Annotated in this window: 23 protein-coding genes and 1 pseudogene; 15 read left to right on the top strand and 9 right to left on the bottom strand. The window is 40.4% G+C overall.

Going from position 1 to position 24545, the window contains the following annotated elements:
- Positions 1-123 precede the first annotated feature (123 nt).
- Entirely contained in the window at positions 124-2160 is a 2037-nt protein-coding gene (gene glyS / locus O3636_RS06480) for a glycine--tRNA ligase subunit beta (protein WP_371642289.1), read from the top strand.
- Between the two features lie 32 nt (positions 2161-2192).
- On the top strand, positions 2193-2450 hold the full coding sequence (locus O3636_RS06485) for a DUF896 family protein (RefSeq protein ID WP_050261374.1): 258 nt from the start codon (positions 2193-2195) through the stop codon (positions 2448-2450).
- Positions 2451-2769: 319 nt separating this feature from the next.
- On the opposite strand, the pseudogene O3636_RS06490 reads toward O3636_RS06485, so the two are convergent.
- The 5 genes and pseudogenes from O3636_RS06490 to O3636_RS06510 form a co-directional block, all read right to left on the bottom strand.
- A pseudogene (locus O3636_RS06490) lies at positions 2770-3591 on the bottom strand (IS630 family transposase).
- A gap of 25 nt (positions 3592-3616) precedes the next feature.
- Positions 3617-3793, bottom strand: a complete 177-nt coding sequence (locus O3636_RS06495; protein WP_224218529.1) for a hypothetical protein — start codon at positions 3791-3793, stop codon at positions 3617-3619.
- A 248-nt stretch (positions 3794-4041) separates the two neighbouring features.
- A complete protein-coding gene (locus O3636_RS06500; protein WP_371642291.1) occupies positions 4042-4857 on the bottom strand; it encodes a TIGR03943 family protein in 816 nt (271 codons plus the stop codon).
- Positions 4854-5759 carry a permease gene (locus tag O3636_RS06505; protein WP_371642293.1) on the bottom strand — a complete coding sequence of 302 codons (906 nt, stop codon included), beginning with the start codon at positions 5757-5759 and terminating at the stop codon, positions 4854-4856. The genes O3636_RS06500 and O3636_RS06505 overlap by 4 nt, the downstream gene beginning before the upstream one ends.
- Positions 5760-5891 (bottom strand): SPJ_0845 family protein, encoded by a 132-nt coding sequence (locus O3636_RS06510; RefSeq protein ID WP_000268685.1) that lies wholly within the window; start codon positions 5889-5891, stop codon positions 5760-5762.
- A 574-nt stretch (positions 5892-6465) separates the two neighbouring features.
- Here O3636_RS06510 and O3636_RS06515 point away from each other — a divergent pair.
- The 3 genes from O3636_RS06515 to O3636_RS06525 are packed head-to-tail and all read left to right on the top strand — an operon-like array spanning position 6466 to position 9362.
- A complete protein-coding gene (locus tag O3636_RS06515) occupies positions 6466-8595 on the top strand; it encodes a Tex family protein (RefSeq protein WP_371642298.1) in 2130 nt (709 codons plus the stop codon).
- Positions 8582-9031, top strand: coding sequence for a SprT family protein (locus O3636_RS06520; RefSeq protein WP_261125209.1), 450 nt, complete (start codon positions 8582-8584; stop codon positions 9029-9031). The genes O3636_RS06515 and O3636_RS06520 overlap by 14 nt, the downstream gene beginning before the upstream one ends.
- 58 nt (positions 9032-9089) lie before the next feature.
- Positions 9090-9362: a PspC domain-containing protein gene (locus tag O3636_RS06525; protein ID WP_001085044.1), complete on the top strand. Its 273-nt coding sequence runs from the start codon at positions 9090-9092 to the stop codon at positions 9360-9362.
- A gap of 137 nt (positions 9363-9499) precedes the next feature.
- Here the strand turns inward: O3636_RS06525 and O3636_RS06530 are convergent, their stop codons facing one another.
- Entirely contained in the window at positions 9500-9697 is a 198-nt protein-coding gene (locus tag O3636_RS06530) for a hypothetical protein (protein WP_061439469.1), read from the bottom strand.
- A gap of 428 nt (positions 9698-10125) precedes the next feature.
- On the opposite strand from O3636_RS06530, the gene O3636_RS06535 reads away from it, so the two are divergent.
- Both O3636_RS06535 and O3636_RS06540 read left to right on the top strand, forming a co-directional pair.
- A complete protein-coding gene (locus tag O3636_RS06535) occupies positions 10126-10884 on the top strand; it encodes an ABC transporter ATP-binding protein (RefSeq protein ID WP_000173372.1) in 759 nt (252 codons plus the stop codon).
- 1 nt (position 10885) lies between these two features.
- The gene (locus O3636_RS06540; protein ID WP_371642300.1) at positions 10886-12874 is read left to right on the top strand and encodes an ABC transporter permease; all 1989 of its coding nucleotides are present in this window, start codon (positions 10886-10888) and stop codon (positions 12872-12874) included.
- Positions 12875-12915: 41 nt separating this feature from the next.
- On the opposite strand, the gene O3636_RS06545 is transcribed toward O3636_RS06540, so the two are convergent.
- On the bottom strand, positions 12916-13611 hold the full coding sequence (locus tag O3636_RS06545) for a VIT family protein (protein WP_060805510.1): 696 nt from the start codon (positions 13609-13611) through the stop codon (positions 12916-12918).
- A gap of 707 nt (positions 13612-14318) precedes the next feature.
- On the opposite strand from O3636_RS06545, the gene O3636_RS06550 reads away from it, so the two are divergent.
- The 8 genes from O3636_RS06550 to O3636_RS06585 all read left to right on the top strand — a co-directional run bounded on the left by O3636_RS06550 (position 14319) and on the right by O3636_RS06585 (position 22757).
- Complete coding sequence (locus O3636_RS06550; RefSeq protein ID WP_371642302.1) at positions 14319-15779, top strand: aminotransferase class I/II-fold pyridoxal phosphate-dependent enzyme; 1461 nt, start codon at positions 14319-14321, stop codon at positions 15777-15779.
- Positions 15780-16640 (top strand): polyamine aminopropyltransferase, encoded by an 861-nt coding sequence (gene speE, locus O3636_RS06555; RefSeq protein ID WP_000366732.1) that lies wholly within the window; start codon positions 15780-15782, stop codon positions 16638-16640.
- Complete coding sequence (locus tag O3636_RS06560; RefSeq protein ID WP_371642304.1) at positions 16637-17896, top strand: saccharopine dehydrogenase family protein; 1260 nt, start codon at positions 16637-16639, stop codon at positions 17894-17896. Before speE ends, O3636_RS06560 begins: the two co-directional genes overlap by 4 nt.
- Complete coding sequence (nspC, locus tag O3636_RS06565; RefSeq protein ID WP_153226187.1) at positions 17896-19023, top strand: carboxynorspermidine decarboxylase; 1128 nt, start codon at positions 17896-17898, stop codon at positions 19021-19023. The genes O3636_RS06560 and nspC overlap by 1 nt, the downstream gene beginning before the upstream one ends.
- The gene (gene aguA / locus O3636_RS06570) at positions 19020-20105 is read left to right on the top strand and encodes an agmatine deiminase (RefSeq protein ID WP_153226188.1); all 1086 of its coding nucleotides are present in this window, start codon (positions 19020-19022) and stop codon (positions 20103-20105) included. Before nspC ends, aguA begins: the two co-directional genes overlap by 4 nt.
- A 9-nt stretch (positions 20106-20114) precedes the next feature.
- Positions 20115-20990 carry an N-carbamoylputrescine amidase gene (aguB, locus tag O3636_RS06575; protein ID WP_261030343.1) on the top strand — a complete coding sequence of 292 codons (876 nt, stop codon included), beginning with the start codon at positions 20115-20117 and terminating at the stop codon, positions 20988-20990.
- Between the two features lie 190 nt (positions 20991-21180).
- Positions 21181-21882 (top strand): response regulator transcription factor, encoded by a 702-nt coding sequence (locus O3636_RS06580; RefSeq protein ID WP_371642307.1) that lies wholly within the window; start codon positions 21181-21183, stop codon positions 21880-21882.
- Positions 21879-22757, top strand: coding sequence for a sensor histidine kinase (locus O3636_RS06585; protein WP_371642309.1), 879 nt, complete (start codon positions 21879-21881; stop codon positions 22755-22757). The genes O3636_RS06580 and O3636_RS06585 overlap by 4 nt, the downstream gene beginning before the upstream one ends.
- A gap of 38 nt (positions 22758-22795) precedes the next feature.
- Here O3636_RS06585 and O3636_RS06590 read toward each other — a convergent pair whose 3' ends face one another.
- Together O3636_RS06590 and O3636_RS06595 are read right to left on the bottom strand one after the other, a co-directional pair.
- Positions 22796-23548 (bottom strand): ABC transporter permease, encoded by a 753-nt coding sequence (locus O3636_RS06590; protein WP_371642311.1) that lies wholly within the window; start codon positions 23546-23548, stop codon positions 22796-22798.
- Between the two features lie 10 nt (positions 23549-23558).
- On the bottom strand, positions 23559-24467 hold the full coding sequence (locus O3636_RS06595) for an ATP-binding cassette domain-containing protein (protein ID WP_371642313.1): 909 nt from the start codon (positions 24465-24467) through the stop codon (positions 23559-23561).
- Positions 24468-24545 lie beyond the last annotated feature (78 nt).

Genomic DNA, 24545 nt, shown 5'->3' on the forward strand with positions numbered 1-24545 from the left:
CTGTTGGAAATCTTGATCAATTTTGCATTAGATTTCCCTACAGACTCACAAAGTTAGTTAGCGACGTCCCCAGTACCTAAGGTTCATATCAAAAAAGATTGAAGAAAATGTAAAGGAAAAAACATGACAAAAAACTTATTAGTAGAACTCGGTCTTGAAGAATTACCAGCCTATGTTGTCACACCAAGTGAAAAACAACTAGGCGAAAAAATGGCAGCCTTCCTCAAGGAAAACCGCCTGTCTTTTGAAGCTGTTCAAACCTTCTCAACACCACGTCGTTTGGCTGTTCGTGTAACTGGTTTATCAGACAAACAGGCTGATTTGACGGAAGATTTTAAGGGGCCAGCAAAGAAAATTGCCTTGGATAGCGATGGAAACTTCACCAAAGCAGCTCAAGGATTTGTTCGTGGAAAAGGATTGACTGTTGAAGATATCGAATTCCGTGAAATTAAGGGGGAAGAATATGTCTATGTCACTAAGGAAGAAGTTGGTCAAGCAGTTGAAGCAATTGTTCCTGGTGTTGTAGATGTCTTGAAGTCATTGACTTTCCCTGTCAGCATGCACTGGGCTAACAACACCTTTGAATACATCCGCCCTGTTCACACTTTAACTGTTCTTTTAGATGAAGAAGAGTTTGATTTGGATTTCCTTGATATTAAGGGAGGGCGTGTGAGCCGTGGCCATCGTTTCTTGGGACAAGAAACTAAGATTCAGTCAGCATTGAGCTATGAAGAAGACCTTCGTGCACAGTATGTAATTGCAGATCCACGTGAACGTGAGCAAATGATTGTTGATCAAATCAAAGCAATCGAAGCTGAGCATGGTGTACATATCGAAATTGATGCGGATTTGCTTAATGAAGTCTTGAACTTGGTTGAATACCCAACCGCCTTTATGGGAAGCTTTGATGCCAAATACCTTGAAGTTCCAGAAGAAGTTTTGGTGACTTCGATGAAGGAACACCAACGTTACTTTGTTGTTCGTGATCAAGATGGAAAACTCTTGCCAAACTTCATTTCTGTTCGTAATGGAAACGCAGAGCATTTGGAAAATGTCATCAAAGGTAATGAAAAAGTCTTGGTCGCTCGCTTAGAAGACGGTGAATTCTTCTGGCGTGAAGACCAAAAATTGGTGATTTCAGATCTTGTTGAAAAATTAAACAATGTGACTTTCCATGAGAAAATTGGTTCCCTTCGTGAACACATGATTCGTACTGGTCAGATTGCTATTCTCTTGGCAGAAAAAGCAGGCTTGTCAGCAGATGAAACGATTGACCTAGCCCGTGCAGCAGCCATTTACAAGTTTGACTTGTTAACAGGTATGGTTGGTGAATTTGACGAACTCCAAGGAATTATGGGGGAGAAATATGCCCTTCTTGCTGGGGAAACTCCAGCGGTGGCAGCTGCTATTCGTGAACACTACATGCCTACATCAGCCGAAGGAGAACTTCCAGAGAGCAAGGTCGGCGCAGTTCTAGCCATTGCAGATAAATTGGATACGATTTTGAGTTTCTTCTCAGTAGGCTTGATTCCATCAGGTTCTAATGATCCGTATGCCCTTCGTCGCGCGACTCAAGGCGTGGTTCGTATCTTGGATGCCTTTGGTTGGCACATTGCTATGGATGAGCTGCTTGATAGCCTTTATGCTTTGAAATTTGACAGCTTGACTTATGAAAATAAAGCAGAAGTTATGAACTTTATCAAGGCTCGTGTTGATAAGATGATGGGGTCTACTCCAAAAGACATCAAGGAAGCAGTACTTGCAGAATCAAACTTTGTTGTGGCGGATATGTTGGAAGCAGCAAGTGCTCTCGTAGAAGCAAGCAAGGAAGAAGACTTCAAACCATCTGTCGAATCACTTTCTCGTGCCTTTAATTTGGCTGAGAAGGCAGAAGGAGTTGCTACAGTTGATTCAGCTCTCTTTGAGAATGACCAAGAAAAAGCCTTGGCAGAAGCAGTAGAATCACTCGTTTTGTCAGGGACTGCAAGTCAACAATTGAAACAACTCTTTGCGCTTAGCCCAGTCATCGATGCCTTCTTTGAGAATACCATGGTTATGGCTGAAGACGAGGCAGTCCGTCAAAATCGTTTGGCTATCTTGTCTCATTTAACTCAAAAAGCAGCTAAACTTGCACGTTTTAACCAAATCAATACTAAATAAACGGATTAAATCTTATCATAAAGGAGAGAAACATGGATCCTAAAAAAATTGATCGTATTAACGAGCTTGCCAAAAAGAAAAAAACAGAAGGCTTGACCCCAGAAGAAAAAGTAGAACAAGCCAAACTACGTGAGGAGTACATCGAAGGTTATCGTCGCACTGTTCGTCATCACATTGAGGGAATCAAAATTGTGGACGAAGAGGGGAACGATGTTACACCAGAAAAACTACGCCAAGCCCAACGTGAAAAAGGCTTACATGGCCGTAGTCTCGATGACCCAAATTCATGATAAATATTCTTTCTTTTAACAAAGATAGATGAAATAATACCAAAAGACTATCATACATAAATGAGCTGTACCTCAAAAGTTAGAGCTAGAAAATCTAACTTTTGAGGTGTTTTATTATGAAATTGAGTTATATAGTGAATTGAAATAGGATACAAACAAAAAGATTAGTGAATTCAAATTAATTTCTATACAGGTTTTAGAATTAGTTGTGTACTATTCTAGATTCAATCCATTATAAATATATGCTCTAAAATGATGGCCGCTGAGTCTTCTATCGTCAAGAAAAATCATCAAATCCCTCGTATTATTGTCATTTAGTTTAAAAAAAGCGCCCCAAACATTCAAAAATATTTGGAACTTCCCTTAATAAATCCGTCACTTTCTTTTTCAAGATAGCCCAAGCTTGCTCAATAGGATTCAAATCTGGTGAATAAGGCGGTAGGGGTAAGAAAAAGTGTTTATCTTGGATGCAGAGTTCATCCAAGATGTTCTTGGGATGAAAACTAGCATTGTCTATGACAATGACATGAAGTGTCTTTAAAGCAGGCAGGAGTTGCGTTTTGAACCACTCCACAAAGAAGTCGCTCATCATACTTTCCTTGTAAATCATGGGAGCTATAAACTCTCCGTCTACTTGTCCTGTAACAATTGAAGTCCGCTCAAAACGCCGTCCGCTAAACTTTTCATAGACTTTCTCCCCTCTACGAGCCCGTGCATAAGGACGATAGAAGTAGAGATCAATTCCCGTTTCGTCAATATATACGATTGGTAAGTCTTTTAGGTTATCCAAAATATCAAGAAATTCAGCGACTTTCTCTGGATTTTGTTCCTTAAAGCTAGTCGTCCTTTTTTAAAGTGACCTTAATTTACTTTAAAGCTGCCCATACTGGAAGAACAGCACAATCAAAATGTACCGCAATTTCCCGTAAAAAAGCGTCTAGATGAGCCTCTACAAAGGCTTTCAATTCCTCTAAAGGAATTTTTCGCTTTTTAACGACTCGCTTTTTCCGCTCTAAGTATCCTTGTTCACGTGTTTCTTTTCCCACGTGAAGAGAGTTCTGCCGCCAACATCAAAAACTTTAGCTGCCTCGACATGGCTGTGTCCTTCTTTGATGTAATCTAAATGCCATAGCTTTATTATAAGCTGCTTATTTTAAACTAAGCAACTATACCATCCAATCTAAAGAATTGTGAAGAGCTACAGTAGTTGTCCCAAAAGTTGTCCCAAATTTCTTCTGAATTTTCTTTGGTTTATTGTTATTTAGTAGACCATCTAGAATACAACAAACAATGGATTTTTGGTGGACATCAATACCACAACACGTTTCAATCATGACTTCCATTATAAAAACCTCCTGTTAACTATTTGAACAATAGAACAAGAGGCTACTAGTAAGATATTTTCATGCTCAAGGCATATTCGAGTTATTTCATGACTCTTGTTCATCCAGTTTTTTATACAGGCTAGGAAAAGCCCTATTAAACACCACGGATTGGTATTGTTCATCTTCATTATAAGCTAAACTTCTTTTTCTGTCATGAGTTAGCAGGCTCTGCCTGCTTAGAGTTTATTATGAAATTGGTTTGCTTTTTAAAACACTCGATACACATAAGGATTTTCTGGTTTATCGACTTTGGTAAAGATTTCGATTTCCAAGGTTGGTAGGTTTTGTTTGAGTTCTTTATGGTAGTGATTGACCAGTTTTCCTTTAGCTGTTATCCAGGTGTTATTCTCATAATGACGGGTATTTCCCTTGGTCAGCAAACCATAGACACCAGAATCTGCGATACAGTGAATAATGCCGAAGCGGAACAGAAATTGACTATTGGCATGACTGGGGTCGTTATAGACAAAGCCTGTGAACTGGACTGTCTTACCCTCAAACTCATCTGGATAGTCGTAGATAGCTTCCATGACTTCCATATAGTTTTCATTAGTGATTTGAATACTATCTTGGGACAAATATTTATCCGCTGTCGTTCGCATTTCCGTTTCATAGGCTGTTTTTGAGAAATAAGAACTGGTATCTGGTTTCAAATATTGGCTTGTCGTCCCTTCACTCGTCTGAATGGCTTGATCCGTGCCTTCCGATAGGGGGAAGTGATAGCCTTTAGCTGAAACGGTCTGAGAATCCAAGCTAACAGTTGGAAAGGTTAAACCGACGACAATCGGAATAGCCAGAAGAGCAATACTCGTCACCTTCGCGAATCGGCTGTTCAGATGACTATGGGTTTTGACTTGCTTCATCCAGATATACAATTGAACAAGTGCTAAAATAAAGGAAAGCAGCATGGAAATATAGGCCAGATAGGAATAGTGCATGTTGATGTACTGGTTTAATTTGCCCGACAGATGGAGATAAATGGTCAATTCAAAATAGCCAGCTAAAACTAAAAATCGAATCATAGGATGACTCCAATCAAGAGAGAATAGACTAAGACAACGAGTGTCACAATCATAATGAAGTGACTGATAAATCGTGCTTTCAAGTAATTTTTCATCATGAGAATATTTTTGATATCCAGCATTGGACCAATGACGAGAAAGGCCAGAACTGGTGTCAGGCCGAAACTCGAGAGAAGAGAAGACCCGATAAAAGCATCGGCCTCACTACAGAGAGAAAGAAGAAAGGCCAAAAGCATCAAGAGCAGGATGGCAAAAAGAGGGGTTGCACTGATCGAGGTCAGAATCCGAGTCGGAACATAGACCTGTATAACAGAGGCAAAGAGACAGCCAAATACCAAATAACGCCCCGTATCAAAAAACTCATCAATAGCTTGCACAAAGACTTGAAAAACTTTTTTTGTAGGCCTCAAGTGAGAAAAATTATGCTCATGACAGGCCAAACGATTTTCTTTTTGAATGGGTTCTTTCCAGAAAAATCCCAGAAAAATCCCAAGTATCACAGCCACTACAATGGAACCTAGAGCTCGTAACAGGGCGACATGGAAGGAATTGCCAAAGGCAGAATAAGTCGCAAAGAGGACAATAGGATTGATAACAGGTGCTGTCACAAGAAAGGGAACAGCCGTGTAAGTAGGAACCTTCTTTTCCAGAAAACGATTGATAATGGGGACGATTCCACATTCACAAGAAGGGAAAAGCATCCCGACAAAGGTCCCAAAAAAGATTCTCCCCCAACGATTTCGAGGGAGAAAATGATAAACCTTGTCAGGTGTGATATAGACCTCAATCAGCCCTGAGACAATACTTCCTATCAGAACGAAGGGTAGGGCTTCAATGATTATAGAGAGGAAAATAGCTCCAGTCTGAAGCACACTAGATGGGAGTTGTTGGAAAGCAGTCATCTAGTTTTTCTTTTCTGCTTTGGCTTTTTTCTCTTTGTCATCAGGGAAAGTGACTTGTTTCAAATCAGGGAGTTTCGCAAACTCTTCAAACATCTTGTCCAAGTCGTCTCGTTTTGTAAATTTTACAGCCATAGGTGTACCTCGATTCTAAATTCTACCTCTATTATACTATTATTTTAAGGAAAAGGGAAAAGTTAAAATTGAGTATCTAACGAATAATAGAGCTTGATATATCCTGATTAAGTCTGGTAGATTGAGAAAACTTGACAAAAAAAGTAGATAGTGCTAGAACAACGTTAACGAAAGACATTTGAGGGCAGAAAGGTTCCTGCCGCACCTTGAAAAAGGTATCTGAGATGCTGGGTACACCGACCAGCCAAGTGTCCGTTATTTCAAAGGAGGGAGCTTAAATGCTCCTTTTTTGTTTAAAAATTTCAAAATAGATTACACTCATCGCAGGCTCAGGCTTGCGATTTTTTATTTGCTCTGAAAATTGATTCGTTAACTTCAACAAATAGCTTTATAAAGCGTTTTGTAAAAAATAAAAACAGTGCAATTAATCACTGATCCTTTTGTAAACTATTAGAATTAAATTGCAACCTTCTCAATAAATAGAATATTGAAATGAAGTAAATTTATTTCCCAACTTATGTTTTAAAATTGTAAGAGCTAATTTGAAACGTTTAGCTTATGGTATAATAGATTTATGGATAAAAAATATGAAAAAATCTCCCAGGATTTGGGAGTGACGTTAAAGCAAATCGATACCGTTCTAAGTTTGACAGCAGAAGGGGCGACTATTCCCTTTATCGCGCGTTATCGCAAGGACATGACTGGTAGTCTGGATGAGGTGGCGATTAAGGCTATTATCGACATGGATAAAAGTCTGACCAATCTCAACGACCGTAAAGAAGCTGTCTTGTCTAAGATTCAAGAGCAAGGCAAGCTGACCAAGGAGTTGGAAGAAGCTATCTTAGCTGCCGAAAAATTAGCAGACGTAGAAGAACTCTACCTTCCTTACAAGGAAAAACGTCGAACCAAGGCAACCATTGCCCGTGAAGCTGGACTCTTTCCTCTTGCTCGCTTGATTTTGCAGAATGTAGCTGACTTAGAAAAAGAGGCTGAAAAGTTTGTCTGTGAAGGATTTGCAACTGGTAAGGAAGCCTTGGCCGGTGCAGTTGATATTTTGGTCGAAGCCTTATCGGAAGATGTGACCTTGCGTTCCATGACTTATCAGGAGGTGCTGAGACACTCTAAACTCACTTCTCAAGTCAAGGATGAAAGTCTTGATGAAAAACAGGTTTTTCAGATTTACTATGATTTTTCAGAGACGGTTGGAAATATGCAAGGTTATCGTACACTAGCCCTCAATCGTGGGGAGAAGCTAGGTGTCTTGAAGGTCGGTTTTGAACATGCGACGGACCGTATTCTTGCCTTCTTTGCTGCTCGTTTCAAGGTGAAGAATACCTATATTGATGAAGTGGTTCAGCAATCTGTTAAGAAAAAGGTCCTGCCTGCTATCGAGCGTCGTATTCGGACAGAACTAACTGAGAAAGCAGAAGAAGGAGCTATCCAACTCTTTTCTGACAACCTGCGCAATCTCCTCTTGGTTGCTCCTCTGAAAGGGCGTGTAGTTCTTGGATTTGACCCTGCCTTTCGTACAGGTGCCAAGCTAGCTGTCGTTGATGCTACAGGAAAAATGCTGACGACTCAGGTCATTTATCCTGTCAAACCAGCCTCTGCTCGTCAAATCGAAGAAGCTAAGAAAGATCTGGCAGACTTGATTGGTCAATACGGTGTAGAAATCATTGCTATCGGAAATGGAACTGCCAGTCGTGAAAGTGAAGCCTTTGTGGCGGAAGTTCTGAAAGAGTTCCCTGAAGTCAGCTATGTTATCGTCAATGAAAGTGGTGCTTCGGTCTATTCTGCCAGTGAGCTTGCTCGTCAGGAGTTTCCAGATTTGACCGTTGAAAAACGCTCTGCTATTTCTATCGCCCGTCGTTTGCAAGATCCCCTTGCAGAGTTGGTTAAAATCGATCCTAAGTCAATTGGTGTCGGTCAGTACCAGCACGATGTCAGCCAGAAGAAATTGTCTGAGAGTCTGGACTTTGTTGTCGATACAGTGGTTAACCAAGTTGGTGTCAATATCAATACAGCCAGCCCAGCTCTTCTCTCCCACGTCGCTGGACTCAATAAAACCATTTCTGAAAATATTGTCAAATACCGCGAGGAAGAAGGAAAAATTTCTTCACGCGCCCAAATCAAGAAAGTTCCTCGTCTGGGTGCCAAGGCTTTTGAACAGGCAGCTGGTTTCCTCCGTATCCCTGAAAGTAGCAATATCCTTGATAATACAGGAGTTCACCCAGAAAATTACACTGCTGTTAAGGAACTCTTCAAACGTTTAGATATTAAAGAACTAAACGAAGAAGCCCAAGGCAAACTCAAGTCGCTTTCAGTCAAGGAAATGGCGCAAGAGCTAGACCTTGGTCCCGAAACTCTTAAAGATATCATTGCAGATCTTCTCAAACCAGGTCGAGATTTCCGTGATTCCTTTGATGCACCTGTGCTTCGCCAAGATGTCCTAGATATCAAAGACCTAGTGGTTGGGCAGAAGCTGGAAGGTGTTGTGCGTAACGTCGTTGATTTCGGTGCCTTCGTTGACATTGGGATTCATGAGGACGGTTTGATCCATATTTCCCACATGAGTCGCAAGTTTATAAAACACCCTAGTCAAGTGGTGTCAGTCGGAGATTTGGTGACCGTTTGGGTCAAGAAAATTGATACTGAACGTGAAAAAGTCAATCTGTCGCTCCTTGCTCCAAATGAAACTGACTGATTACGTCAAGCAAGTTTCGCTAGAAGACTTCGGGAGGCCTTTTATCCATCAAGCTCAGTGGAACTCTCGTCTACGTTCGACAGGTGGGCGATTTTTTCCAAAAGATGGACATTTGGATTTTAATCCTAAGGTCTATCAGGATCTGGGTTTGGATGTTTTTAGGAAAATTGTCCGACATGAACTCTGTCATTATCACCTCTATTTTCAAGGGAAGGGCTATCAACACAAGGATCGGGATTTTAAGGAACTTTTGAAAGTAGTGGATGGATTACGCTTTGTACCAACCTTGCCAAATAGCAACTCGAAACCACTCAAGCTCTATCGTTGCGAATCCTGCCAGCAAAGGTATCATCGCAAGCGAAAGATTGATACCAAACGCTATCGCTGTGGACTTTGTCGAGGTAAATTGCTACTGATAAATCAGCCTGAGGACTGATGAAAGCCAAGCCTACCCGTGTTATACTATGTCTAACATAGCAGAAAGAGGAAATATCATGAACAGTAAATTTTATAAAATGAGACGAAATCGCATGATTTCAGGAGTTCTGGCAGGTCTGTCAGACAAGTGGAACTTTGATGTTACCCTTGTTCGTTTTCTATTTGCTATTTTTACAGTCGCAAACTTTGGACTTGGCGTGATTATCTATATCATCCTAGCCTCTATCATGCCAACCAAGGAAGAAATCGAAGCAGAAATGTACGGAACAGGCCCACGCAAACGTAAAGAAGCCCAAGCCATTGACGATAATGAAGGCTGGTTTTGGTGAGGTTTAACAAAAGATTTGGAATAAGCAAAAAGCTTTAAATCAATAGTCTAAACCGCTTGATTTAAAGCTTTTTTACTTTTAATAAGATTTTCCCAGCTTCTTCTACAAACTAAAAATATTATTTTAAACTCAGTTTTTTAATCTGATTTTTCATGCTGAGACAATACATTTTTTGATAAATGATGGATACTGATAACAACTGATAGCCAGCAAATAGCATAAGCAGTAGCTGTAGATTGTGTACCGATAAAGTATGTCTTTTCAACTAAGAGCTGACCGATGAATGGAGAGAGGAGATAGAGAAGTCCGATGAGTATATGTTCTTTGTGTTTCATTAAAGTGCACCTTCTTTCTTTATGGGGAGGACGGACTTGTAAGTGTTCAATTTATTGGTGTTTCATCTAGGTAAGCTTACTCAAATGATAGTTACCGCTTCCTCCTTTCCAAAGTAAGCCTTTTCACACTTATATTTTACAACTTTAAAAATAGGAAATCAAATCATTTTCTACGTAATTTTGCCTATATTTCCCACAATCTTACAAAAATGTAAGATTAAAGTCTCTTTTGTAAGGTTAGGCTATGGCAAGCGGTCTTTTTTTGATGTAAACTAGACTCATAAAGAAAAAAGGAGTAACATCATGAAACAAATCTTACAGAAGAAAATAAGAAAACCAAGCCACAAAGATATCGAGCGCGTTCAGCTGGGATGCGCTATGATGCAAGCAACATTTCATTTGATGGGATATTAAGAAAGGAGATTCTCATGACACTTTTAGATGTAAAACACGTTCAAAAAATTTATAAAACTCGTTTTCAGGGCAACCAAGTAGAAGCCCTCAAGGATATTCACTTTACCGTGGAAAAAGGTGACTACGTTGCCATCATGGGTGAGTCTGGTTCTGGTAAATCAACTCTTCTCAATATCCTAGCTATGCTGGACAAACCAACTCGTGGGCAGGTTTACTTAAATGGAACGGATACCGCAACCATTAAAAATTCACAGGCTTCTAGCTTCCGTCGTGAAAAGCTAGGATTTGTCTTCCAAGACTTTAACTTGCTAGATACTCTGTCTGTTAAGGACAATATCTTGCTTCCGCTTGTCTTGTCAAGAAGGCCCATTACAGAGATGATGAAGAAATTGGTAGTGACAGCTGAGAATCTAGGCATCAACCAATTACAAGAGAAGTACCCTTACGAGATTTCTGGTGGTCAGAAACAGCGTGTAGCAGTAGCTCGTGCCATCATCACAGAACCTGAAATTCTCCTTGCGGATGAGCCAACAGGAGCCCTTGACTCCAAGTCATCTGCAGCCTTACTTGATGTTTTTGATGAAATCAATGAGCGTGGTCAAACCATTCTCATGGTAACCCACTCAACGGCAGCAGCTAGCAGGGCCAAACGTGTGCTCTTTATCAAAGACGGCATTCTTTACAATCAAATCTACCGTGGAGAGAAGACAGAACGTCAGATGTTCCAAGAGATCTCTGATACCTTGACTGTCATGGCAAGCGAGGTGAATTAGTATGTTTCGATTAACCAATAAGTTAGCGGTATCGAACTTGATTAAAAACCGCAAACTCTACTATCCTTTTGCGCTGGCTGTTCTCTTGGCGGTCACTGTCACCTATCTCTTTTACTCTCTAACTTTCAATCCAAAGATTGCTGAAATCCGTGGAGGAACAACCATTCAGGCTACACTTGGATTTGGTATGTTTGTCGTCACCCTTGCGTCAGCCATTATCGTCCTTTATGCCAATAGTTTTGTTATGAAAAACCGTTCCAAGGAACTAGGAATTTATGGCATGTTGGGCTTGGAGAAACGTCACCTGATCAGTATGACCTTTAAGGAATTAGTGGTATTTGGGATTCTAACTGTTGGAGCGGGTATCGGTATTGGAGCCTTGTTTGACAAGTTAATTTTCGCTTTCTTACTCAAACTGATGAAATTGAAGGTTGAGCTGGTCGCTACCTTCCAAATGAATGTTGTCATTGCAGTACTTGTTGTCTTTGGATTGATTTTCCTAGGCCTCATGTTCCTGAATGCCCTTCGAATTGCTCGTATGAATGCCCTCCAGCTCTCGCGTGAGAAAGCAAGTGGAGAGAAAAGAGGTCGTTTCCTACCTCTCCAAACTATTCTTGGTTCCATAAGTTTAGGGATTGGCTATTATCTTGCCCTTACGGTAACCGATCCTCTTACAGCCCTAACAACTTTCTTCCTAGCTGTTTTGCTGGTTATCTTTGGTACCTATCTCTTGTTTAATGCAGGTATTACCGTTTTCCTTCAAATCTTAAAGAAAAACAAGAAATACTATTACCAACCCAATAACCTCATCTCTGTTTCCAACTTGATTTTCCGTATGAAGAAAAATGCGGTTGGACTAGCAACCATCGCTATCTTGTCAACAATGGTCTTGGTAACCATGTCAGCAGCGACAAGCATTTTCAATGCCTCAGAATCCTTTAAAAAAGTGATGAATCCGCATGATTTTGGAATTACTGGAAAAAATGTTGAAAAAGAAGACTTGGACAAACTCTTGACCCAGTTTGCAAGTGACAAAGGTTATAGTGTCAAAGAGAAAGAAGTGCTTCATTACAGTAACTTTGGTATTGCAAATCAAGAAGGGACCAAGTTAACTATTTTTGAAAAAGGACAAAACCGTGTCCAACCCAAAACAGTTTTCATGGTATTTGACCAAAAAGATTATGAAAATATGACTGGTCAAAAACTGTCTCTATCAGGAAATGAGGTCGGACTCTTCGCCAAGAATGATGGACTGAAAGGACAGAAAAACCTAACTCTAAACGATCATCAATTTTCTGTCAAAGAAGAATTTACTAAAGATTTCATTGTCAACCATGTCCCAAATCAGTTTAATATTTTGACTGCCGATTACAATTATATAGTTGTTCCTAATCTACAAGCTTTTTTGGACCAATTCCCAGATTCAGCTATCTATAATCAACTTTACGGTGGTATGAATGTAAATGTCAGTGAAGAAGAACAGCTCAAGGTCGCTGAAGAATATGAAAACTACCTCAATCAGTTTAATGCTCAATTAAACACTGAAGGTAGCTATGTGTATGGTAGCAATCTAGCAGATGCTAGTGCTCAGATGAGTGCCCTCTTTGGTGGTGTCTTCTTTATCGGTATTTTCCTATCCATTATCTTTATGGTCGGAACCGTTCTGGTCATCTACTACAAACAAATTTCTGAAGGATATGAAGACCGTGAGCGCTTTATTATCTTGCAGAAAGTCGGTTTAGATCAAAAGCAAATCAAGCAAACCATCAACAAACAGGTTTTAACTGTTTTCTTCCTTCCTTTGCTTTTTGCCTTCATACATCTAGCCTTTGCCTACCATATGCTTAGTCTGATTCTAAAAGTGATTGGTGTAATAGATACGACTATGATGTTGACTGTAACCTTGTCTATCTGCGCTATCTTCCTCATCGCCTATGTGTTGATTTTTATGATTACCTCAAGAAGTTATCGCAAGATTGTCCAAATGTAAAAAAGATACCTCGACTTCAAAATCGAGGTATTTCTTATGTTCTAAATGCTGAAAAGTTGTCCTAGCAGAAAGGTTACTCCCATGGTCAAGAGACCAATAGCAAGGTTCCGAATCATAGCTGTTTTGGTTGGGGCTTTTCCAAGTTTGGCACTAGTGTAACCAGTGAGAAGAAGGGCCACACCGACGATAAGGACAGTAGCAGGGATGCGGTAATCACTTGGGAAAATGGTCACTGACAGCATTGGTGGTAAGCTACCAAGGAAAAAAGAAATAAAGCTAGAAATGGCAGCGTGCCAAGGATTGGTAAATTCTTCATACTCTATCCCATATTTTTCCTCTACCAGAGCCTTGAGTGGATTTTTAAGAAAGGCCTTGTTGGTCAAGAGTTGAGCAGAGGTTTCACATTCTCCATTTTGGATATAAGCTACATAGAGAGACTTTTTTGCTAGTTCCATATCTTGGTCTAGCAAGAGTTTCTCACGCGCAACGGCTGCTTCCTCGGTATCTTTTTGAGTTGAAACGGATACATATTCTCCACCAGCCATTGAAAAGGCACCGGCCAAAATAGCTGCAAAACCTGATAAAAAAATAATCCAGATATTGCTCGTAGCACTAGCAACCCCAATAACCACACCAGCAATGGAAATAATCCCATCGTTAGCACCAAGAACACCAGCACGCAGGATATTTAAACGACCTGCAAAATTTGAATCGATTTCGTGATTTGTTTCTGACATACTATTCTCCTTTTTATCCAGTATAAAGGAAAAATATAAGGAAATCAATCTTTTAAAAGTATCTGAAAAAAGTTGCACGATTTTAATGATATAAAAATGTCGACATCTTCTCTGATAGAACAAACATCGAATGTAAAGAGTATTGAATAGCATAAAAATTTTAAATTAAATACGATAATCATTTTGTTCACTTTATAATCGTTTACAAGAGAATAATGAGTATCAAATCAAATAAAATCCAAATATTTTGCGAACTTTTTTATATTTTTTTCGTAAACCGCTTTACAAGTTCTTAAAAACATGATATAGTAATAAAGCTTAGAAAATGAGATGATGTTTTCTAGCAAATATAAACCCGAGTAAAAAATGCCTACGGACAGGCAGGGTTGAATGCCGAAGCGTGGTTGAAAAACCACATTATTGATAGGGTTAAAAGCCTACTTTTATAAGTTGATGTTAGGACACTTGTCCTAATTCATAAATTTTTAGTGTGGTGAAAGCACACGTCATCTTGTGAAACGATCAATAAAGTACGTAATATTTGCTACTAGAGAGTTAGGAAACATCGGGAACAGACATACTCAACAGAAACAAACATAAAAACGTCAGAAGATTGCAGAGCAGGTGAAAACCTGCTCTTTTTTCATGAGTCAACCTTTAGTTCCTTAGTTTTCATAAGGTCCTAAAAATATGGAAAGGAGTATGTCTTGAAAGAGTTAGATCAAAACCAAGCCCCAATTTATGAGGCCTTGGTGAAGTTACGCAAGAAACGTATTGTTCCCTTTGATGTACCAGGTCACAAACGTGGACGGGGAAATCCAGAATTGGTGGAACTGTTAGGGGAAAAATGTGTTGGCATTGATGTCAATTCGATGAAACCCTTGGATAATCTTGGTCACCCCATTTCGATTATTCGGGATGCAGAGGAGCTGGCAGCTGATGCTTTTGGAGCAGCCCATGCCTTTCTCATGATTGGGGGAACAACTTCATCGGTGCAGACTATGATTCTTTCCACCTGCAAGGCAGGAGATAAGATTATTTTGCCACGAAATGTCCATAAATCTGCTATCAATGCTCTGGTTCTATGTGGTGCTATTCCCATCTATATCGAGATGAGTGTAGATCCTAAAATTGGTATCGCTTTAGGTCTTGAAAATGACCGAGTAGCCAAAGCCATAAAGGACCATCCAGATGCTAAGGCCATTTTGATTAACAATCCTACTTACTACGGAATCTGTTCAGACCTAAAGGGGGTGACAGAAATGGCTCATGAAGCTGGCATGATGGTTTTGGTAGATGAGGCCCACGGAGCGCATTTGCATTTTACAGATAAACTTCCAATTTCTGCCATGGATGCAGGGGCTGATATGGCGGCGGTATCTATGCATAAGTCTGGTGGAAGTTTGACCCAAAGTTCGCTTCTTTTAATCGGGGAGCAGATGAATTCTGAGTACGTTCGTCAGATTATCAACCTGACCCAGTCTACATCTGCCTCTTACTTGTTGATGGCTAGTTTGGATATTTCGCGTCGTAACTTGGCCCTACGCGGTAAAGAATCCTTTGAGAAGGTCATTGAGCTATCCGAGTATGCTCGTCGTGAAATCAATGCTATCGGTGGCTACTATGCTTACTCAAAAGAGTTAATAGACGGTGTTTCGGTTTGTGATTTTGATGTGACCAAGCTGTCAGTTTACACTCAGGGTATTGGCTTAACAGGTATCGAGGTTTATGACCTCTTACGAGACGAATACGACATTCAGATTGAGTTTGGTGATATTGGCAATATCTTGGCCTATATTTCGATTGGTGACCGTATCCAAGACATCGAGCGCTTGGTCGGTGCTTTAGCAGATATCAAGAGACTCTATTCACGAGACGGGAAGGACTTGATAGCTGGAGAATATATTCAGCCCGAGTTAGTGCTGTCTCCACAAGAAGCCTTCTATTCAGAGAGAAAAAGTTTGTCTTTAGACGAATCTGTTGGACAAGTCTGTGGGGAATTTGTCATGTGCTATCCTCCAGGAATCCCTATCTTGGCTCCTGGAGAACGCATTACACGAGAAATTGTAGACTATATCCAATTTGCCAAGGAACGTGGTTGCTCCCTCCAAGGGACGGAAGATCCAGAGGTCAATCACATCAACGTCATTAAGAGAAAGGAGAACTAGATGGATTTATGGTTTTCTGAAGTTCATACTCCAGATGTCAAATTATCCTTGAGAACAGCCAAGCAACTCTACGCTGGTAAAAGTGAATGGCAGGATATCGAAGTCTTGGATACGCCAGCTTTTGGAAAGATTTTGATTTTAAACGGGCACGTCTTGTTCTCAGATGCGGATGACTTTGTCTACAACGAAATGACCGTCCATGTTCCCATGGCTGTCCACCCAAATCCAAAGAAAGTCTTGGTTATTGGGGGTGGCGACGGCGGTGTTGCTCAAGTTTTGACACTGTATCCAGAATTGGAACAAATCGATATCGTGGAACCGGATGAGATGCTGGTTGAAGTCTGTCGTGAGTATTTCCCAGACTTTTCTGCAGGGCTTGATGACCCTCGTGTTACCATTTACTACCAAAATGGGCTACGCTTTTTGCGAAACTGCGAAGATGACTATGATATTATCATCAACGATGCGACAGATCCATTTGGACATACGGAAGGGCTTTTTACCAAGGAATTTTACGGTAATAGCTATCGTGCTCTTAAAGAAGACGGTATCATGATTTACCAGCATGGTAGTCCTTTCTTTGACGAAGATGAGTCAGCTTGCCGAAGCATGCACCGCAAGGTCAATCAAGCCTTTCCAATCAGTCGGGTTTATCAGGCCCATATTCCAACTAGCCCAGCTGGCTATTGGTTGTTTGGATTTGCATCAAAAAAATACCACCCTGTCAAAGATTTTGACAAGGAAGGCTGGAAAAAACGCCAGCTTTTCACAGAATACTACACTGCAAACTTACATGTAGGAGCCTTTATGTTGCCCAAGTATGTTGAGGACATTTTAGAAGAAGAGGAAGGAAAAAAATGAGTCGTTTATTAGTTATTGGATGTGGGGGCGTTGCCCAAGTTGCTATTTCAAAGATTTGTCAAGATAGCGAAACGTTTACAGAGATTATGATTGCTAGCCGTACCAAGTCAAAATGTGATGACTTGAAGGCTAAACTGGAAGACAAAACAAGTACAAAGATTGAGACAGCTGCTCTTGATGCTGACAAGGTAGAAGAAGTGATTGCCCTGATTGAAAGCTACAAGCCAGAAGCAGTTTTGAACGTAGCTCTACCATACCAAGACTTGACCATTATGGATGCTTGTTTGGCAACAGGTGTTCACTATATCGATACAGCCAACTACGAGGCTGAGGATACAGAAGATCCTGAGTGGCGTGCCATCTATGAGAAACGTTGTAAGGAACTTGGTTTTACAGCCTACTTTGACTACTCATGGCAATGGGCTTATCAGGAAAAATTCAAAGAAGCTGGATTGACCGCTCTGCTTGGTTCTGGTTTTGACCCAGGGGTGACTAGTGTCTTTTCAGCCTATGCTCTCAAACACTATTTTGATGAAATCCACTATATCGACATTTTAGACTGTAATGGTGGTGACCACGGTTATCCATTTGCGACCAATTTTAACCCAGAAATCAATCTACGCGAGGTTTCTGCGCCAGGTTCTTACTGGGAAGATGGGAAATGGGTTGAGGTTGAAGCCATGTCTGTCAAGCGTGAGTACGATTTCCCTCAAGTTGGACAAAAAGATATGTATCTCCTTCACCATGAAGAAATTGAATCATTGGCCAAGAACATTCCAGGTGTCAAACGCATTCGTTTCTTTATGACTTTTGGTCAATCATACTTGACGCACATGAAATGCTTGGAAAATGTCGGTCTCCTTCGTACGGATGCCATTAACTTTAACGGCCAAGAAATTGTTCCAATTCAATTTTTGAAAGCCTTGCTTCCAGATCCAGCCAGCCTTGGTCCACGCACGGTTGGTAAAACCAATATCGGTTGTATCTTTACAGGTGTCAAAGATGGTGTTGAAAAGACCATTTACATCTACAATGTTTGCGACCATCAGGAATGTTACGCAGAAGTTGGTTCACAAGCCATTTCTTACACGACTGGCGTTCCAGCCATGATTGGGACAAAATTGGTTATGAACGGTACTTGGAAACAAGCTGGAGTGTATAACCTTGAAGAATTGGATCCAGATCCATTTATGGAAGCTTTGAATGAGTATGGTTTGCCATGGGTTGTGGTTGAAAATCCACAAATGGTGGACTAATGAAGTTAGAACAAGTACCAACACCAGCTTACGTCATCGACTTAGCAAAGTTAGAATCCAACTGTCGCATTTTACAATATGTTCAAGAAGAAACTGGTTGCAAGGTTTTGCTTGCTCAGAAGGCGTATTCCCTTTATAAAACCTATCCCTTGATTAGCCAGTATCTATCTGGCACAACTGCAAGTGGTCTCTATGAAGCTAAGCTCGCTAGAGAAGAATTTCCTGGTGAAGTCCATGTTTTTGCACCTGCTTTCAAGGATGCAGACTTGGAGGAATTGTTAGAGATAACGGACCATATCGTCTTTAACTCAGAAAGACAGTTGCGTAAACATGGGGCCTGGTGTCGGGATGCTGGTGTAAGTGTGGGTTTGCGACTTAACCCTCAGTGTTCAACTCAAGGAGATCACGCTCTCTATGATCCTTGTGCACCTGGTTCTCGTTTTGGCGTGACACTAGATAAAATTCCTAGTGATTTGCTGGATTTGGTTGACGGCCTTCATTTTCACACCCTTTGCGAGCAGGGAGCAGATGATTTACAAACAACTTTGAAAGCAGTAGAAGCGCAATTTGGACCGTATTTGCATCAGGTCAAATGGCTCAATATGGGTGGTGGTCATCACATCACAAGAGAAGGTTACGATGTGGATTTACTGATTTCAGAAATCAAGCGTATCCGAGAAACTTACAGTCTTGAAATCTATATCGAGCCGGGTGAAGCCATTGCACTCAATGCTGGTTATCTAGCAACTGAAGTATTGGATATTGTAGAAAACGGTATGGAAATCTTGGTTTTAGACGCCTCTGCGACCTGCCATATGCCTGATGTACTTGAGATGCCCTATCGTCCACCTTTGAGAAATGGCTTTGAGGCACAGGAAAAAGCCCATACATATAGACTTTCTTCCAATACTTGTCTGACAGGAGATGTGATCGGTGATTATAGCTTTGAAAATCCAGTTCAAATCGGAGACAGACTTTATTTTGAAGATATGGCTATTTACTCATTTGTCAAAAATAATACCTTTAATGGTATTGGATTGCCAAGTCTCTATCTCATGGACGAGCAGGGTGACTGTAGCTTAGTCAAAGCCTTCGGTTATCAAGATTTTAAAGGGAGATTATCATGATGGACAGTCCCAAAAAATTAGGTTATCGCATGCCAGCAGAGTACGAAGCACACCATGGTACCCTCATGATATGGCCGACTCGACCAGGATCGTGGCCTTTTCAAGGAAAAGCTGCTAAAGCAGCATTTAGCCAGATTATCAAAACTATTGCTCAAGGGGAAAGAGTCTATCTTTTGGTGGAGCAGGATTATCTATCTGAAGCCCAAGACTACCTTGGAGATAGCGTTGTTTATTTAGACATTCCCACCAATGATGCCTGGGCGCGTGATACAGGTCCGACTATTCTTGTCAATGATAAAGGCCAGAAATTAGCCATGGATTGGTCTTTCAATGCTTGGGGTGGTGCTGTTGATGGTCTTTATCAAGATTATGAAGATGATGACCAAGTAGCTAGTCGTTTTGCTGAGGCCTTGGAAATGCCTGTTTACGATGCCAAACCTTTTGTCCTTGAAGGCGGAGCGATACACAGCGATGGTCAAGGAACCATTCTCGTGACTGAAAGTTGCCTTCTCAGTCTTGGTCGCAATCCTCATCTTAGTAAGGAAGAAATCGAAAATACCTTATTAGAGTGCCTTGGAGCTGAAAAAGTTATCTGGCTTCCTTATGGTATTTATCAAGATGAAACCAATGAACACGTTGACAATGTTGCTGCCTTTGTTGGTCCTGCTGAGCTTGTTTTGGCTTGGACGGAAGACGAAACTGATCCTCAGTATGCCATGTCAGCAGCTGATTTAGCACTTTTAGAAAAGGAAACAGATGCAAAAGGACGGAAGTTTACCATTCATAAATTGCCTATCCCTGCAATTCGACAAGTTGTCACTGAGGACGATTTACCAGGCTATACTTATGAAGAAGGAGAAGAAGAGAGATACGCAGGTGAAAGGCTTGCTGCTTCCTATGTCAATTTCTATATTGCTAACAAGGCAGTCTTGGTTCCCCAGTTTGAGGATGTAAACGACCAAGTGGCCTTAGATATCCTCAGTAAGTGTTTCCCAGACCGTAAAGTTGTCGGAATTCCAGCCAGAGATATTCTTTTAGGTGGTGGCAATATCCACTGTATCACCCAACAAATCCCAGAATAGGAGAAAAAGATGAGAAATGTAAAAGTTTCAGCCATTCAGATGCAATGCGCTAAAGATGTTGAAACGAATATTCAAACAGCTGAACGTTTAGTTCGACAAGCTGCTGAGCAAGGAGCCCAAATTATTCTCTTGCCAGAGTTGTTTGAACGTCCCTATTTCTGTCAGGAACGTCAGTATGACTACTACCAGCATGCCCAGTCGGTGACAGACAATACAGCTATTCAGCATTTTAAAGTTCTTGCTAAGGAACTAGAAGTTGTTTTACCAATCAGTTTCTATGAAAAAGATGGCAATGTCTTGTATAACTCTATCGCCGTCATTGATGCAGATGGGGAAGTGCTGGGCGTTTATCGGAAGACTCACATACCAGATGATCATTATTATCAAGAAAAGTTTTATTTTACGCCTGGCAACACAGGTTTCAAGGTCTGGGACACTCGTTATGCTAAGATTGGGATTGGCATCTGTTGGGATCAATGGTTCCCTGAAACAGCGCGCTGTCTTGCATTGAATGGTGCTGAATTGCTCTTTTATCCAACAGCCATCGGTTCAGAGCCGATTTTGGATACAGACAGTTGTGGCCATTGGCAACGTACCATGCAAGGACACGCAGCAGCAAATATTGTTCCAGTCATCGCAGCCAATCGTTATGGATTAGAGGAAGTCACTCCAAGTGAGGAAAATGGTGGACAGAGTTCCAGTCTTGACTTCTACGGTTCCTCCTTTATAACGGATGAAACAGGAGCTATTCTAGAGCAAGCTGAAAGACAAGGAGAAGCTGTTCTGTTAGCTACTTATGACCTAGACAAGGGAGCATGCGAACGCCTAAACTGGGGCTTGTTTCGAGATAGAAGACCCGAAATGTATCAACGTATTACAGACTAGTATGGGAGAAATGAGAGATTCATGCTGCTAGACTAACTTCTTATTAGCAACTATAAGATACTAGGTCATCTAGCAAGTGAATTTTATATTTTCACTCTCCAAGGCTTTCTCGCGCTTTTATGCGAGGAGCTTTTCTATTTAAGCTTTATCAATAAAACATGCTATAATAGTTGCAGAAAGGTTGGTATTTATGGCTAGGATATTGGTTATTGAAGACAATAGTGACATTCAAGAAATTTTGCGAACACTTCTCACTGAGGAGCATGAGGTGATTCAAGCCTTTTCTGGTACAGAAGGAATCATGCTTTTTGACCAAGGTGGGATTGACCTCGTTTTGCTAGATATCATGCTTCCTGGGAAAAATGGGGATCAGGTTTTAAAAGCCATCAGGGAACAAAGTCAAACTCCAGTCATTATGCTGACGGCTTTGAGCGATAAAAAGTTAATCAGTCAATATCTCTTAGATGGTGCCAATGATTATATAGTGAAACCTTTTGATTTGGATGAAGTCTTTGCTAGAGTTACTGTTCAGTTACGTCAAAGTGCAGAAAAACAGCCTGTGAAAATATTAAAAACTGAAAATCTGCCACAAAACTTGAAAAATATCCAGTTTGATACAGAAAGTTTTGAAATCAAAAATAGTCAGGAAACGATTCGTCTTGCTAAGAAAGAATGCTTGATTCTCCAAACTCTCCTTAAACACCCTAAGAAAATTTTTACAAAAGAAGAACTTTATGAATTGGTCTGGGAGGAGAGCTATCTACCGGGAGATAATACTCTTAATACGCATTTGAGTAATCTTCGTAAAAAATTAAACCAGCTGGATCCAACTCAAGAATATATTGAAACCATTTGGGGAGTTGGGGTAAGATTAAAAGGAGACAAGCAATGACCTACATGATAATCTTTATCCTACTGGTTCTCTTAATTATTTTATCGATTGCATTGATTCGCTACCATCTAGCACTTAAAAACTTGAGTCAACAGATTGAAGACAAGATTCTTACGGGTAGTATGAAAAGAGTCGGAATCAGCATTTTTTCCAAACATTTTTTACATCTCTACCAGCAGATTGAAAATCTATTTCAGGAAGTAGAGCAATCTCGATTGGTTATGAAGAGGGAAAAGCAGACTCTGGATATGGCCATCAGCAATATCGCCCACGATATTCGGACGCCTTTGACTATCGCTTCAGGCTACACCCAACAATTGATAAAGTCTCCTGAAGACAAAGCAGAAACCTTACAAAAAATAGCCCAGCATCTTGATTTAGTTTCCAAACGTTTGGAGGCTCTCCTAGAATATCGTCGTTTGATGGAAGGAGCTGTCAAACCGAAACTGGAAGAAGTGGATTTTTCAGCTTTTATCACCAAAAAAACTCTGGCTTATTATGATGTTTTTCAGGCGGCAAATATCACGCTTGATTTTAAGGTTGAAGCTGGTCTGAAAATGAGGACTGATGAAGACTTGCTGGATCGAATTTTACAAAATCTGCTTGGAAATGTCCTCAAACATGGCAAGGAAGAAGCGCGGCTATCTTTGAGAAAGGAAAAGGAACAGCTTGTCTTAGAGATTGCAAACCTTGTTAAACAGCCCATCAAAAGAATAGAAAATCTCAGCAACCGTTTTTATTCTGAAAATCTATCAGATACTGAAGAATCATCTGGTTTAGGCCTTTATATCACTGAGGAATTATGCCATCTCCTCGGTGCAGAGATGAAACTAAGCACATATGGGCAGTGGTTGTCGGTTTTTATTTACTTTTAACGAAATAAACCTCCTCTGTAGGCTAGAGGAGGTCTTTTTTATAGACTTTTCTTTTTGAAAACTGCCAATCCACTTAGATTAAAGATTACAATAACAGCTAAGCTAACTATAAGTGTATAGAAAATGGATTCACTATTAGCAGTCATAGCATAGAAAAACTGCAATGATAAATATGGCAAAATTTTGATACTTGGGAAGATGAGCATTGGCATAGAAAGTAAGATAGAGCTGACCAAATATCCAATAAATACTGCAAGATAAGAATGACTAACATAGAGGATGAAGGAAACAATGGAAAGCCAAGCAAGGAGGCAAAGGAATTGAAGGGAAATGGTTATCAGTAGATTGCCAATAAAGCCATCAGGCATAGTGCCAAATCCATTTAAGATAGTTGCTGGAATAAAGGCAATCACAAGGCTGATGATAACTTGCAAGAGTGCAATACAAGTCAATACAAAGGCTTTGGCAAGGAAAAACTCGGTACGAGAGACACCCACTGTTAAATTATTTTTATAGAGTTTGCCGATTAAATCAACTCCAAGAACGAGGCAGGCTAGAACTATGCAGAGAAAAACGAGGTTTGAACCTTGACTAGATGCGTTGATCAGGGCTTGTACACCGTCCCAACCATGGGTTGGAATGTCTGGCTCTTCTGTCTGGATTGCCATTAGATGGCCAGTAGCCCCAAAAACAGCCCCCATTAACATGAGTACAAAGAGAATGAACTCTGTAATCCAGAATCCTTTGGAACGGAAAAGACGGTAAAAGTCTGCTTGAATGGTATGTATCATGATTTTTCTCCTATTGGACCAATTGAGTGAAGTATTCTTCTAGGTTTTGACGAGCATAGTAAATCTCGTCAATGGCAACATCTGCCAAGGTTAATTCTTTGAGAATCTGTTTGACATCTTGTTCCTGACCAAAGATATGGATTTCATTTTCTGGATTAACAACCTTGAACTGGAGCTGGATTCGTTCTTTCAATACTTGACAAGCTTTCTCTTGGTCGGCTGTCTTAAGCACAATATAATCCTCACTTAGTGTTTCAAATTCAGCTTTGCTGATTTCACGGATAATCTTGCCTTGATCTAAAATACCAAAACGATTAGCTAGGAGATAGAGTTCTGACAAGATATGGCTAGAGATGAGAATGGTGATCCCTTGTTCTTGATTGAGCCGTTGAATCATCAGACGAAATTCTTTGATACCGATTGGGTCGAGACCGTTGATAGGTTCATCTAAGATCAGGAAGTCTGGTTTGGATAGAAGAGCAATGGCGATCCCAAGTCTTTGTTTCATTCCTAGAGAGAAATCACGAAAGACTTTTTTACCTGTATCTGACAAGCCTACATAGTCCAGCGTTTCTCGAATGACTTGATCAGCATTTGGAATATGACGAATCATACAGTAATATTTCAGATTTTGGTAGGCTGTTAAGTGATTATGAGCTACGGGTGATTCGATAACAGAACCTACTCGAGATAGAGCCTTGGTCCACTCATTTTCCGATTGACTAGAAAAGAGGGAAACAGTTCCTTTATCCGCAAACAGTAGTTGCGTAATGATTTTGATTAAGGTGGTTTTCCCAGCTCCATTCTTCCCAATAAGTCCATAAATATCTCCCTCTCTTATCGTTAGATGAAGATCCTGAAGGATAGCTTGTTTGTCAAAGTTTTTGGACAATCCATGAATGTCGAGTACTGTTTTCATGATTCTCTCCTTTTGATTTATTTTGATAACTTTAGTATAAAGCATAGAAATCAAAGAAAGCTCAAGCATTTCTAAAGA

Origin of the sequence: Streptococcus sp. 27098_8_76 (assembly GCF_041432315.1) — a bacterium.
In the GTDB taxonomy this organism is placed as follows: domain Bacteria; phylum Bacillota; class Bacilli; order Lactobacillales; family Streptococcaceae; genus Streptococcus.

Excerpts from the sequence above, each read along its gene's own strand:
- glyS (WP_371642289.1), top strand. The coding sequence starts at position 124 with ATGACAAAAAACTTATTAGTAGAACTCGGTCTTGAAGAATTACCAGCC.
- O3636_RS06485 (WP_050261374.1), top strand. The coding sequence starts at position 2,193 with ATGGATCCTAAAAAAATTGATCGTATTAACGAGCTTGCCAAAAAGAAA.
- O3636_RS06495 (WP_224218529.1), bottom strand. The coding sequence starts at position 3,793 with ATGGAAGTCATGATTGAAACGTGTTGTGGTATTGATGTCCACCAAAAA.
- O3636_RS06500 (WP_371642291.1), bottom strand. The coding sequence starts at position 4,857 with ATGATTCGATTTTTAGTTTTAGCTGGCTATTTTGAATTGACCATTTAT.
- O3636_RS06505 (WP_371642293.1), bottom strand. The coding sequence starts at position 5,759 with ATGACTGCTTTCCAACAACTCCCATCTAGTGTGCTTCAGACTGGAGCT.
- O3636_RS06510 (WP_000268685.1), bottom strand. The coding sequence starts at position 5,891 with ATGGCTGTAAAATTTACAAAACGAGACGACTTGGACAAGATGTTTGAA.
- O3636_RS06515 (WP_371642298.1), top strand. The coding sequence starts at position 6,466 with ATGGATAAAAAATATGAAAAAATCTCCCAGGATTTGGGAGTGACGTTA.
- O3636_RS06520 (WP_261125209.1), top strand. The coding sequence starts at position 8,582 with ATGAAACTGACTGATTACGTCAAGCAAGTTTCGCTAGAAGACTTCGGG.
- O3636_RS06525 (WP_001085044.1), top strand. The coding sequence starts at position 9,090 with ATGAACAGTAAATTTTATAAAATGAGACGAAATCGCATGATTTCAGGA.
- O3636_RS06530 (WP_061439469.1), bottom strand. The coding sequence starts at position 9,697 with ATGAAACACAAAGAACATATACTCATCGGACTTCTCTATCTCCTCTCT.
- O3636_RS06535 (WP_000173372.1), top strand. The coding sequence starts at position 10,126 with ATGACACTTTTAGATGTAAAACACGTTCAAAAAATTTATAAAACTCGT.
- O3636_RS06540 (WP_371642300.1), top strand. The coding sequence starts at position 10,886 with ATGTTTCGATTAACCAATAAGTTAGCGGTATCGAACTTGATTAAAAAC.
- O3636_RS06545 (WP_060805510.1), bottom strand. The coding sequence starts at position 13,611 with ATGTCAGAAACAAATCACGAAATCGATTCAAATTTTGCAGGTCGTTTA.
- speE (WP_000366732.1), top strand. The coding sequence starts at position 15,780 with ATGGATTTATGGTTTTCTGAAGTTCATACTCCAGATGTCAAATTATCC.
- O3636_RS06560 (WP_371642304.1), top strand. The coding sequence starts at position 16,637 with ATGAGTCGTTTATTAGTTATTGGATGTGGGGGCGTTGCCCAAGTTGCT.
- nspC (WP_153226187.1), top strand. The coding sequence starts at position 17,896 with ATGAAGTTAGAACAAGTACCAACACCAGCTTACGTCATCGACTTAGCA.
- aguA (WP_153226188.1), top strand. The coding sequence starts at position 19,020 with ATGATGGACAGTCCCAAAAAATTAGGTTATCGCATGCCAGCAGAGTAC.
- aguB (WP_261030343.1), top strand. The coding sequence starts at position 20,115 with ATGAGAAATGTAAAAGTTTCAGCCATTCAGATGCAATGCGCTAAAGAT.
- O3636_RS06580 (WP_371642307.1), top strand. The coding sequence starts at position 21,181 with ATGGCTAGGATATTGGTTATTGAAGACAATAGTGACATTCAAGAAATT.
- O3636_RS06585 (WP_371642309.1), top strand. The coding sequence starts at position 21,879 with ATGACCTACATGATAATCTTTATCCTACTGGTTCTCTTAATTATTTTA.
- O3636_RS06590 (WP_371642311.1), bottom strand. The coding sequence starts at position 23,548 with ATGATACATACCATTCAAGCAGACTTTTACCGTCTTTTCCGTTCCAAA.
- O3636_RS06595 (WP_371642313.1), bottom strand. The coding sequence starts at position 24,467 with ATGAAAACAGTACTCGACATTCATGGATTGTCCAAAAACTTTGACAAA.